The organism is Acinetobacter sp. RF15B, assembly GCF_007558235.1.
Taxonomy (GTDB): Bacteria; Pseudomonadota; Gammaproteobacteria; order Pseudomonadales; family Moraxellaceae; genus Acinetobacter; species Acinetobacter lwoffii_C.
The window spans coordinates 1-12,292 of the sequence record NZ_VLSR01000024.1 but is presented as its reverse complement, the minus strand read 5'-3'; the positions used below and the strand labels follow the sequence as shown (position 1 = coordinate 12,292).

Genomic DNA, 12,292 nt, shown 5'->3' with positions numbered 1-12,292 from the left:
ATATTTTTTGATTATCTGGATTTGATCAATCGGCCAGCAAACCCATTTATTGTCTTTGTCTGCTTTATCAATAACCCAAGGGAAGAGAAGAAGCTGCCGTCAAACGGTTCCAGTATGACGATCATACTCAATTATGCATGCACCTTGCTGCGTTTATGCCTGTATACAACTTTGGCCGCAGACTCAAAACAACCCAAGAAGCTGAGTCCCTACGAGCTCCTCTGCAAACCACGGACAGATGAACCTGAAGTTTTGAATTTGTTCCACTGCATGAAATACCGCGACTAAACACCTAGCATGACTTATAGATAGGTCAGTTCTGCACCATTCAAATGAAGGGATTTTTGAGGTGTCATTTTCATCTTTAATATTGCCATGTACTATGTATAACCATAGTTCATTCTTTGAGAGTAATATCAAAAATACATAAATTTTATAGAGTTTTTCCCTTAGAATAATTTCTGCAAAATTTCTCGCTATTGTCTATCCAGCTTTTCCTTAATTCAGGGCTATTACAATAAGCCTATAAAATTAAACAACAATTCTCTGCTTGTATCTCAGCCCTTGGTTTGTACATGATAAAGCCTATGTAGACTCAGGGAAATAAAATCACAATGGCTAACCCCGCTCAATTAATACGCCACAAACTATTGAATACTTTTTTTTCACGCCACTCGATCTGGTTTGCGTGCATTATTATTGCCGTGATTTTTACCACGTTTCATATCGGTTATGAGCCGCATTATATTAATTATTTTATGCCACAAACCCTCGTGAATACCTTATGGATTGTGACTATTCTACTAAGTTTACTTGGGTTATATGATGTCCTGCAAACCAAGCATTCCATTCTTAAAAACTACCCAATCATGGGACATTTCCGCTTTATTTTTGAGGAATTCCGTCCCGAAATTCGTCAGTATTTTATTGAAGCAGACCGTGATGCGTTGCCTTTTTCACGTATGCAGCGCAGTCTGGTCTATCAGCGAGCTAAAAATGAAAATGCCGACAAGCCTTTTGGCTCAATCCTGAATGTGTATGAAGATAATTACAGGTTTGTGACCCATTCTATGACCCCATGCCAGATTGCAGATCCACAAACCTTCCGTATCTTGATTGGGAACGAACAATGTAGTCAGCCCTACTCTGCTTCTATTTTTAATATCTCGGCCATGAGTTTCGGCAGCCTGAGTGCCAATGCTGTTCGCGCTCTTAACCTGGGTGCTAAAAAAGGTGATTTTTATCATGATACTGGTGAGGGCAGCATTAGTCCCTATCATCTGGAACATGGTGGGGATCTGGTCTGGGAACTCGGTAGCGGCTATTTTGGCTGCCGTACGCTCAGTGGTCAGTTTGATCCTGAACGCTTTGCAGCCCAAGCTCAACTGCCTCAGGTAAAAATGATTGAAATCAAGCTCTCACAAGGTGCCAAGCCGGGCCATGGCGGTATTCTGCCAAAGAGCAAGATTTCCGAAGAAATTGCCCAAATTCGTGGCATCAGTCGTGAGTATGACTGTATTTCCCCTTCCAACCACCCGGCCTTTTCCACCCCTATTGAAATGATGCATTTCATTCAGCAATTACGTGAACTTTCTAAAGGCAAGCCTGTCGGCCTCAAGCTTTGTCTGGGACAACCCTGGCAATTTATGAGTATGGTCAAAGCCATGTTGCATACCCAGATTTACCCGGATTTTATTGTGGTAGATGGCTCTGAAGGCGGGACTGGTGCGGCCCCCATTGAGCTAGTGGACTACGTAGGCGCTCCTCTACGCGAAGGTTTGCTTTTTGTACACAATACGCTGGTAGGTGCAGGTATCCGGGATAAAATCAAGATTGGTGCCAGCGGTAAAATTATTAGTGCCTTTGACATTGCCAGTACTCTGGCAATGGGTGCTGACTGGGTCAATTCAGCGCGAGGCTTCATGTTCGCCGTAGGCTGTATTCAGGCACAAAGCTGTCATACCAACCAATGTCCAGTCGGTGTAACCACTCAAGATCACAACCGCCAGAAGGCTTTGCATGTCCCGACCAAAGCTGAACGGGCATTTAATTTTCATAAAAACACCCTGCATGCTCTGGCAGAACTGATTGCCTCTGCAGGTTTAGAACATCCTTCAGCCATTAAGCCGCATCATCTGGCACAGCGGATTAGCAATCATGAAATCAAGAATTTTGCGCAGATTCATTTCTGGTTAAAAGAAGGCGAATTACTGTCTTGTGAAAACAAGGATGAGGAAAATTTTTACTTCCGGATGTGGAATATGGCTGAACTGGAACGCTTTTGATTTTACAGGTCTCAGATTCCTACTCAAGTAAAGAGGCGTTATTCAACGCCTCTTTTAGATTTTGGATGCTGCTTAATAATAGGTTTTGCTGCCATGCGCATGCAGAAAAGCCGGAATAAGACCTGTTAAGGCTGCCCGTATATCCGCACGCTCATTAATCAGCTGATGCGAACCTTCTTCCAGCATCAATAAGGTCTGCAAACGGAACTTACGCCGGATAAACTCGATATTATAGCGCCAGTCCACCGTCTGATCCTGCGCACCCTGCGCTAGCCAGACCGGAATACGACAAGCCGGACGCTCTTCCATTTCCAGCATCCAGCGCGACATGGCCAGAATCCAGTCCATGCCCATCATACGGGGCTGCAAAGGATCTTTTAAACGAATAAAACGCAGGAATTCCGGATTATGGTTATTTCGTCTAAAATGCCGCGGCACTTCACGCTTAATCCGACTAATAATTCCCAGTCCAAGCGGATTATGCCACCAGGCTGTCTTGGCTGGACGAATCAGTGGAGAGAGTAGCAGCACACGATCCACAAAAGGATTCTCACGGCGTTCTGCAAATTCCAATAAGTGATGCATCCAGATCGCGCCACCGGTACTTTGTCCAATACCAACCCAGGGCTTCGGTAATTGCGTTGCATGTTTGACATAATGATATACGGCATGCAAGACCTGCTGATAATGGTCAAAATTCTGAATGCTGGCCGGTGAACCATCGCTCAGCCCATGCCCCGGCAAGTCATAAGTCAGTACGCTAAACCCCTGTTCCAGCAGTTCCCGTACAATCGGCTGATAAATTCCGCTATGTTCCAAATAGCCATGTAATAAAAAAGCCGTGCCCTGAATCTTGTCAAAACGGGTATTTTCCAGATGAGGCTCAAAGACCTGAACATGCAGCCTGAACAGCGGCATTTCGATATAGCCCTGCCAGTGTTTACAATCCAGTGAATCAAAGCCATATAACTTGCGATAGGACTGCAAATCAGGTGATACCTGCTCGTCTAGCCGGTTTAAATTCAGCGATTCTAATAATTGCGGCGTAATGTCCCGGCTCGGTACAGGCAGGTCAAGCTGTTTCAGGATTGCAGGATTTAAAAATGGAATATCAGACATTATGGTACCTCCCGACAGTCACTGGATCCGAACCACACATCGCGTATGGTGGCCAATAGTTCATAATTGGCCCGGCGACTATGATCATAGTTTTGTGTACTTGGACGCCATCTGGTTAATGACGTCGGCATTGGTGCTTCTACCGGAATGGTCTGAATTCCGTTTAATGCAAATAAACGGCGGGTACGCGGCATATGATAACGGTCTGTAATCAGTATCACTGTCGGTGCTCCACCTTTTTTTTGTAATAATAACGAGCTAAAGCGACTGTTCTCACAAGTATTCATACTGCGATCTTCAAGCAGTTTGGCATCGACATCATATTGTTGTAGCCAGCGTTGCATATAAGGTGCTTCAACGCCACTTAATACAATCGGCAACTGAAAGCGTTTTTCAACTTCTAGCGTCGTTTCCAAACGCAGTCGAGTATAATTATTAACCACTATATCTTTGCCATTTTCGTCCAGCGTCAGACCACCACCCACCACTACAATTGCATAAGGTTTGGCATTATTAAGTGGCTTTTGTTGCTGATCTTGTAACAATGCCAATTCCTGCTGGATGGCTTTCTCGTCCACCAGTTCTGCTGCGCTGGCTTCTTCCTGCTCCAAAGAATGAGTAGTCAAAAACTCGATATACTGCTCTATACGCTCTTTATTTTCATTGCTGTCCCATTCCAGTAACTGGCGGACATTTTCGGTGGGGTCACTGATTTCCACAGCGACGGCCTGAGTGGGCAATAACGGCACTTGCGGCGGAGGAGTTTGCTCAGCTTTTTCTTCCTGCTGTTGACGTTGGTAGTCTTCGATTAGCTGTTGCAACGCTTTATAACGGGCCTGAATCAGCACCAGGTTAGCTGAGTTATTTTGCTGAATATCCTGCTCGATTACCTGTAAATAAGCCTGACGGGCAATCCATAAATCTGAGCCTGGCTCCAGTGTGTCATGCTCACTCAAAGCAGCCATTTTTTGGCTTTGTGCCGCAACTTCATTCACTTCCAGAGAGACAAACTGATTGAGTCCCTTAACCACCAGATGCGAATAAAAAGGCGAATAGAATAACACCAGCAAACAGCCGAGCAGCACAAATAATCCCGTGATTAGCTGTACCAGACGGACCATCCAAAAGGTGTTTTTCATTTAATTATTCATCCTTGATGAGAACGGATTAAGCCATTTATATCAAATAATACCGGCTCCGGTTCTAGCATGATCCTAAATTGTGCCCAGACTGCCTGTTGTACCGCATGATATGTATGTTGCACATCTTTCAGCGATGCCTGACCATAATTCACCAGTACCAGTGCCTGTTTATGAAACATCCCTACCGGCCCCAGCTGTTTACCTTTCCAGCCCGCCTGATCAATCAGCCAGCCTGCCGCTATTTTAACCCGATCATTAGGCTGCGGATAATGGGGTAAATGCGGGAAATTTGCTGCAATTTGGTCAAAATCTGTCTGATCCACCACCGGATTTTTAAAAAAACTCCCCACATTAGGATAGTCTTTAGGATCAGGCAGTTTGCTTTGGCGGATGGCTATCACCTGCTGTTGCAGATTTTCTGCAGTGAGATGATCACCTACCGCAGCCTTCAGATCTCCATAATTCAGTTTCAGATCTTCATGTTTGAGTAATTTAAACGTAACGTGCGTAATGACATAACGAGTCGGGTCATCTTTGAAAATACTATGCCGATAGGCAAACTGGCAATCTGCCGCAGCAATTGACCCAAACTGCTTGGTCTGGCGATCATATACCTGTACCGAGTCGATAAACTCGCCGACCTCAACCCCATAAGCGCCAATATTCTGTACCGGAGAGGCACCGACACGTCCGGGAATCAGCGCCAGATTTTGTAGCCCATACAGCTGCTGTGCAGTGGTCCAGAGCACAAAATCATGCCAGACTTCACCTGCGCCAACTTGTAGAAATTGATGGTGCTCATCTGCATACAGCAGTTCAATTCCGCGGATATTCATGTGCAATACCAGCGCATGGATGCGTTCAGGCAAGAGCATATTACTGCCGCCTGACAGAATTAAACTATTCAGCTGCTGCTGTGCTGCAAAATCCAGTGCAACAGTCAGATCATCCGTCGACTGAATTTCCGTATAATAAGAAGCCACCGCGTCAAGATTCAGGGTATTAAAGGGTTTAAGCTGAACTTCAGTTTGAATCTGCATAACTTAAACCTGGTTGCTTTGATGCTGTTGAAAAATCTCGACCCAAGCTTTGCTGCTGGATTCACATTGATCCAGCACACGCTCAAAACCATCAGCACCTCCATAATAAGGATCGGGTAAGGCCTGCTGTGGATAGTCCTGATCATGCTCGCTCATCAAGGCAATACGGGCACGTAAAGCACCGAATTGGGCTTCCGCCTTGGCTTGCAAGTCTTGAATATTATACAGGTTTTCCAGATCCATAGCCAGAATCAGGTCATGCTCAAGAAAGTCCTGAATAGTCAGCTGACGTGCCCGTAAGCTAGATAAGTCATAGCCACGCTTTAAAGCATGTTGCTGACTGCGCAAATCGGGTGCCTTGCCCGGATGATAATTACTGGTGCCAGCTGAATCGATCATAATGTTGAGTTTCCTTGCATCACAATAATGTCTGAGTACCACTTCTGCCGTGGGAGAGCGACAAATATTTCCCAAACAGACACATAACACCTTATATGGCGTTCTGGATGACATAAACAACCTCAAAGTTAATCAATTTCTGGATTCTTATGTTAAGTTATTTACTGCATGAATCCTATATCACCCCCCTAGAATAATCTCGTATTTAGCATAAAAAGAAAGGATAAGCCCATGGATCGTTTTCAGTTTCAAACCGTACCCAATATTATTGCCGGACTTGGCGCGATTCAGGAATTGTCCCAGATTCTTAAAAAAGGCCGTTATGAGCGTCTGTTGCTGGTCACTGATCCCGGCATGTTTCAACAGAAACTCCATCTTCCTATTCTAGATATTGTTGAAGATGCTGGACTGGACTATGCCATTTATGCTCAGGTTCAGGCTGATCCGGCCGATACAGTAATTCTTGAGGCAGCCGCTTTTGCCAAGCAGGAAAATATTGATGTGGTGCTGGGTTTTGGTGGCGGCAGCTCCATGGATGTCGCCAAACTGATTGCGATCTTGAGTCACCCGACGCAGCATCAAAGCCTGTCCGACCTGTATGGGGTTGATCAGGCCACTGGCCCACGTCTGCCGCTTATTCTGGTGCCTACTACGGCAGGGACCGGCTCTGAAGTCACGCCTATTTCCATTGTAACAACCGGAGAAACCACTAAAAGTGGGATTGTGGCCCCTATTCTCTATGCTGATACGGCAATTTTAGATGCCAGTTTTACCCAGAGCCTGCCGGCACATATCACAGCAGCGACCGGCATTGATGCCATGGTGCATGCAATTGAAGCTTATACCTCAAAGCTCAAGAAAAATTTTTATACAGATATACTGGCCAAGCATGCCCTGACACTTTTGAACCAGAATCTGCCTCTGGTACTCAAAGATGGCAGTAATCTGGAAGCACGACAGAATATGCTGGTCGGTTCAATGCTGGCCGGGCAGGCTTTTGCCAATGCACCTGTCGGTGCGGTACATGCGCTGGCCTACCCTTTAGGTGGACATTTCCATATTTCTCATGGGCATAGTAATGCGTTGGTACTGACTGAAGTTCTGAAATTCAATATACCGGCTGCCAAACAGCGCTATGCCGAGCTTATGACTTGGCTGGAACCACAAAGCAAGGGCTGTCATGATGGGCTGGCGGATCTGTTTATTGACCATTTTAATAATCACTTAACCAACAGCGGACTCACTTTAAAACTCAGACAACTGGATATTCCTGAGCATATGCTGATAGTTATGGCAGAGGATGCCATGAAACAAGGACGTCTGTTGCAGAACAATCCACGAGAGCTGAGCGTAGAGGATGCTTACCAGATTTATCAGGCAATTTATTAGTTTTTATCTAAAAAAAATAGACCATATTTTCCGACCTAATCGCTTGAATCTTAAACTTTATGAAATTAACTATTAAACAGCGCGCGCAATATTCTTTTTTTCTGCCTATTCAGACCCGCTGGGCCGATAATGACTTGTATGGACATGTCAATAATGTCACCTATTACAGCTATTTTGACACGGCAGCGAATACACTGCTCATTCAAAAAACAGGTTTCGACCCGAAATCTTCTGCTTTTATCGGACTGGTGGTTAGCTCCAACTGTCAGTTTAATCAAGAATTGTCTTATCCCGAGATCATTGAGGTGGCTGTGGCAATTGAAAAAATAGGACAATCTTCCCTATGTTATGATCTGGCAATTTTTAAGCAAGGTTCAGACAGCGCAGCAGCTCAGGGCAGTTTTATTCATGTATTTGTAGACCGTCAAACACGAAAAAGCATCCCGATTTCTAAAGAAATGCGGGATGCTTTAGCAGAATATACTTCGTATTAAGATATATTCTATTTCAGCTGAATATTTTGCAGTTCGCCATCAAACTGCCGAATCAGGTCACGCACTGCCGGCTCGGCATAGAGTAGCTCTTTAGCACGTTTAAAAGCTCGTGCTTTACGTTCATGTTGCATGACATATGGCGTAAGTTGCTCGACATCTTCAAATTTGACCGTAAAGAAAGTCTGTGGCCATTTCTCCTTCAGCGCTTCTTCCAGAATGTGCTGCAACTGGCTAAACAACTGCTGATATTGTTCAGGCAGATGAAATACCGATGTTGCATTAATCTGGCCACTCATAATACCGTATTGTGCCAACTCTTGTACCGCTGGAGAAAGCTGGCTATTTCTAAACCAGTATTCCCATTTCTCCACCGTCCACTCACCTTCCAGCACCTGTTCAGGTGTTTTTAGAATATCCTGAGGCATTAAATCTGCAGAATTATTCTGCTCAGTTTTTGCAAGCTGTGCCCTTGGCTGAGATTCTAATGTAATAGCTGTTTCATTCAGCTGCTGCTCGGCCACCACCTCTTCGCATGCTGCTTCAAGTACAAGGTTTTGCCCGGTCTTTTCATGATGAATGGAAGCTGCCTCAGCCGGCAAATATTCCGCCAAAAGAAAATCATCACTACTGTCGGTACTTTCTTCAACGGTCTCTGTCGCGACAATGTCTTCAAATCCAAACAGCGCATCGCCACTTTCCGGATCAAATAGTATAGAGGCAGATTCAGTATCGGCCCTAACGACCTCACTGACAGGCAGAACGGTTGCATCTGGAGTTTGACTGAATGCAGGAGTACCAGATTCAGTCTCTGCTACTTCATCTTCCAGAAAATCATCCGAAGATGGTTCAGATGATGATGATAGCGTTTCAGCCTTATCTGTATCTTCTAATGAAAACCCATCAAAGGCAGGGGCTGCCTCTACAGCTTCCGTCTGACTGTTTTTTAGGGGCGGTTGCAAACGGGTCGAGGGCGTCTCCTCTGCTGGAGCTGGCGTAGCCTGAGTGACCGGAATTTCATGAGGCTGGATTGGACGGAAAGCCAGTAAACGCAATACTGTCATTTCAAAGCCCTGCTCCTGAGTGACGGCCAGCTGTAAATCGGCTCGTCCTTTACAGGCAATCTGATAGTAAAGCTGTAGGTCCTGTGGAGAAATCAGCGCAGATAGCTGCATGATTTTTTTATTGATTTCAGCACTATATTTCAGGCTTAAATCTGGCAGATACTGGAGTAATGCCAGTTCATGCAAGGTCGAAATCAGCTGATCCAGAACTAGGGATACATCCAGTGCCTGCTGACGGAACTGAAGTAGGAGTTCGCTAACCCGTGCTTTTTGATTCTGATGAACTGCCAGAATCAGGTCATAAATAATGGTACGGTCAATCAGACCCAGCATGTCTTTGACATCTTGATGCTGAATGGCTCCTTGACCATAGGCAATCGCCTGATCAGTTAAAGACAAAGCATCACGTAAAGACCCTTGGGCAGATTCCGCGATTTGCCAGATTGCATCCTGATCAGCCTGAATGCTTTCCTTGCTTAAAATATTGCCTAAATGTTCGGTAATTTCATCTATTGCCAAAGGACGCAAGGTAAATTGCAGACAACGGGAAATCACCGTAATCGGGAGCTTCTGGGGATCTGTGGTGGCAAACAGGAATTTAACGTGTTCTGGGGGTTCTTCTAAAGTCTTGAGCAAGGCATTAAAAGAATGCGTAGACAGCATATGCACTTCGTCAATCAGATAAACCTTGAAGCGTCCTTGGGTTGGCGCATAAGGCACGTTATCCAACAGCTCACGGGTATCTTCCACTTTAGTACGGGATGCGGCATCAATCTCGATCAGATCAATAAAACGTCCTTCATTGACCGCCGTACAGGTCGGGCAAATTTCACACGGTGTTGCAGTCACACCCGTTTCACAGTTCAAGCACTTCGCCAAAATACGGGCAATGGTGGTTTTCCCCACTCCACGCGTTCCTGTAAATAAATAGGCATGATGCAAACGGCCGCGCTCAAGTGCACTGGTTAAGGCACGTGAAACATGGTTTTGACCCACCAACTCATTAAAATTACGAGGACGATATTTTCGCGCAAGTACTTGATACATGTATGCTCCTTGTTACAGGCCTAAGCATACTGTCTTTTTACAAAATAGTGAATGAGTTAATGAATTATGGCTCTTTCCCTGAAGATACTATCAATTTGATTTAATTCTTTCATCTTAAAAGTATTATTTTCATTTTTATGGATTTGAATGAGCACAGTATAAGTTTTACGGAGTTTTAATTAATGATCAGGCTTACTTAATTTTTCCCTCTCTTCGATTATTATAGTAGGCAGAATTTAGTAGCTTAATAAACGTCAGCTCTCCTCAACAAAGTTTGCTGATGAAAAACTTATCTGAAATCAAATCAATACCAACAGAAGCTCATCCAAGTGCCACCATATTAAATGAGATAGGGAATTTAAGAAATAATTGATAAAGTGAACTAAAATTATTTGAGATAAAGGTGGAGAGAAATTTGCACACTTCCCCTCAGAATGATCTACAGAACGTTAAACATACATTATTTGAAAACAGCAAATTATTTATTAAACAATCAAAGATTTATATCTTTTTATTATGCTGTTCTATTTTGTTGTCAACAATACTTGCAGTTTTGGCTCCTTACACCTTTGCGTCAATGATTGATAAAGTTACCTTAAGTAATTCTGTAGAGACTATAGGTTTAGGCTTCTTTTTTTATGCAGTGTTACTTGGGCTGTCTTTAATTTTTAAAGAAGCTGTAATTTACCTATCTGTCATTCTTGCAGAAACCTTGAATTATATTAGCTCTACAAACTTTTTTAAGAAAATCATTCTAAAAGAATCCCACTTTTTTATTGACCATAATCCTGCTGAAATTCAGGCAATGCAAAATCAGGGAGCATTTGCCTTGAATAAAGTGATGCAATTAAGTCTGATTTCCTTTATCCCAAGCGTCTTACAAATTGTTTTTTCATGCTTTATTCTCGGCCTGAAGCTAGATCCTAAGGTGGTGACTATTGTTCTTTTATACGGATCATTTTTTATTGGATTATCATATTTTTCAAGTAAACGCATAGAAGAATATTTAAAAGTAGCAACCAGTGAAAGACAAAAAAACACCCAGTTGGTGGGCAATGCCATGTCTATGATGGATATCTTAAGATTTTTTAATGCAGCTGCCTGGATAGAGCATCGGTTTCAGGAAGGTTCTAAACAAATATTGAAAAGCCTGACCTCATATTCTTTAAAGCGTACTTACTATGCTGTTATTTTTGGTTTGGCTCTTAGCATTCAGTTTATTATTACTTTTTATATCCTTATTCCTGATGTTCAGGCAGGTCGTATGAGTGTGGGCGATCTGGTTTTATTTAATACCCTACTGCTTCAACTTAATACACCTTTTGAAATGATCGGGAGATGTATACTTGAATTTAATCAATCTTATATAGAATTCAAACCTTTTGCCAGAATGTGGAACGAACCAGAATTAGCAGACAACTCAAAACAATTAACAGTAAACTGTCCAGAGAGTAAAAATCTTTCTGGTGTCTTAAAATTTCAGGATGTATCTTTCACTTATTCAAATGGACGTGGAATTCAGAATATTAACTTTACTGCAAAACGTGGAAAAATCACTTTTCTGACAGGTGATAGTGGGGCAGGTAAATCGACTATTTTCAAGTTGATTTTAAAACAAATTCAACCTGATCAAGGAGATATTGTAATGCACAATATTTCTTTAAACAGTATTGACCGTAATACATGGTTTTCCCAAGTAGGTGTAGTTCCACAAGAAGTAATGTTACTGAATGATTCGATTAAAAATAATATTTGTTTAGGGCGCGCTTATGATGACCATAAAATTTATCAGGCAGCTCAAAAAGCACAAATTTTAGATCGCATTATCATGATGCCCGATGGTTTCGATACCAAAGTTGGGGAAAGAGGCATGACTCTTTCTGACGGAGAAAAACAAAGGATCTCTATAGCGAGAGCACTATATGCTGATCCCGAATTTCTGCTCTTGGATGAGGCCAGTTCAAATTTAGATATAGAAACAGAGCATGAAATTATGTCTCATATGCGTAGCCTAAAAGATAGCGTGACGATCATAGCTATTACTCACAATCCTGAACTTATTCATAAGGAAGATATAGTCATACAACTATAGATTGTGCTAAATATCAATTTATTTAAAATCAACATACTATGCAGCCCTGATATAAAATCAGAGCAGCACATCTTTTAAGCTTCTTTTATGTAATTGCTAGGGCGTGTCCTCATTTGAAGAATTGGTTTTAAATACTTAAAATCCTCCTTTGAGTTATTTTTATTTCTACATTTTCAATGGCACGCACTCTTCTTACCGATGATATCTGGCAGAAAATTCAAGAT

General features: G+C 43.0%; 9 protein-coding genes and 1 pseudogene. 5 read left to right on the top strand and 5 right to left on the bottom strand.

Going from position 1 to position 12,292, the window contains the following annotated elements; all coding sequences use genetic code 11:
- Nucleotides 1-86: 86 nt before the first annotated feature.
- Nucleotides 87-296: pseudogene (locus E2K74_RS14915) on the top strand (IS481 family transposase); the annotation flags it as partial.
- A gap of 318 nt (nucleotides 297-614) precedes the next feature.
- Complete coding sequence (locus tag E2K74_RS13110) at nucleotides 615-2,285, top strand: FMN-binding glutamate synthase family protein (protein ID WP_151208105.1); 1,671 nt, start codon at nucleotides 615-617, stop codon at nucleotides 2,283-2,285.
- A gap of 72 nt (nucleotides 2,286-2,357) precedes the next feature.
- Here the strand turns inward: E2K74_RS13110 and E2K74_RS13105 are convergent, their stop codons facing one another.
- Genes E2K74_RS13105 through E2K74_RS13090 form a run of 4 tightly spaced genes read right to left on the bottom strand, consistent with a single transcriptional unit; the run spans nucleotide 2,358 to nucleotide 6,099 of the window.
- On the bottom strand, nucleotides 2,358-3,404 hold the full coding sequence (locus E2K74_RS13105) for an alpha/beta hydrolase (protein ID WP_151204416.1): 1,047 nt from the start codon (nucleotides 3,402-3,404) through the stop codon (nucleotides 2,358-2,360).
- Nucleotides 3,404-4,543 (bottom strand): YdcF family protein, encoded by a 1,140-nt coding sequence (locus E2K74_RS13100; RefSeq protein WP_151208104.1) that lies wholly within the window; start codon nucleotides 4,541-4,543, stop codon nucleotides 3,404-3,406. The genes E2K74_RS13105 and E2K74_RS13100 overlap by 1 nt, the downstream gene beginning before the upstream one ends.
- A gap of 8 nt (nucleotides 4,544-4,551) precedes the next feature.
- On the bottom strand, nucleotides 4,552-5,586 hold the full coding sequence (gene murB / locus E2K74_RS13095; protein ID WP_151208103.1) for a UDP-N-acetylmuramate dehydrogenase: 1,035 nt from the start codon (nucleotides 5,584-5,586) through the stop codon (nucleotides 4,552-4,554).
- A 3-nt stretch (nucleotides 5,587-5,589) separates the two neighbouring features.
- Nucleotides 5,590-6,099 (bottom strand): low molecular weight protein-tyrosine-phosphatase, encoded by a 510-nt coding sequence (locus E2K74_RS13090; RefSeq protein WP_151208101.1) that lies wholly within the window; start codon nucleotides 6,097-6,099, stop codon nucleotides 5,590-5,592.
- 117 nt (nucleotides 6,100-6,216) lie between these two features.
- Here E2K74_RS13090 and E2K74_RS13085 point away from each other — a divergent pair, with 117 nt between their 5' ends.
- Nucleotides 6,217-7,374, top strand: coding sequence for an iron-containing alcohol dehydrogenase (locus E2K74_RS13085; RefSeq protein WP_151208099.1), 1,158 nt, complete (start codon nucleotides 6,217-6,219; stop codon nucleotides 7,372-7,374).
- A gap of 59 nt (nucleotides 7,375-7,433) precedes the next feature.
- Entirely contained in the window at nucleotides 7,434-7,868 is a 435-nt protein-coding gene (locus tag E2K74_RS13080; protein WP_151208097.1) for an acyl-CoA thioesterase, read from the top strand.
- 8 nt (nucleotides 7,869-7,876) lie between these two features.
- On the opposite strand, the gene dnaX is transcribed toward E2K74_RS13080, so the two are convergent.
- Nucleotides 7,877-9,976, bottom strand: coding sequence for a DNA polymerase III subunit gamma/tau (gene dnaX, locus E2K74_RS13075; protein WP_151208095.1), 2,100 nt, complete (start codon nucleotides 9,974-9,976; stop codon nucleotides 7,877-7,879).
- A 415-nt stretch (nucleotides 9,977-10,391) separates the two neighbouring features.
- On the opposite strand from dnaX, the gene E2K74_RS13070 reads away from it, so the two are divergent.
- Nucleotides 10,392-12,068: an ABC transporter ATP-binding protein gene (locus E2K74_RS13070; protein ID WP_151208093.1), complete on the top strand. Its 1,677-nt coding sequence runs from the start codon at nucleotides 10,392-10,394 to the stop codon at nucleotides 12,066-12,068.
- Nucleotides 12,069-12,292: the final 224 nt, after the last annotated feature.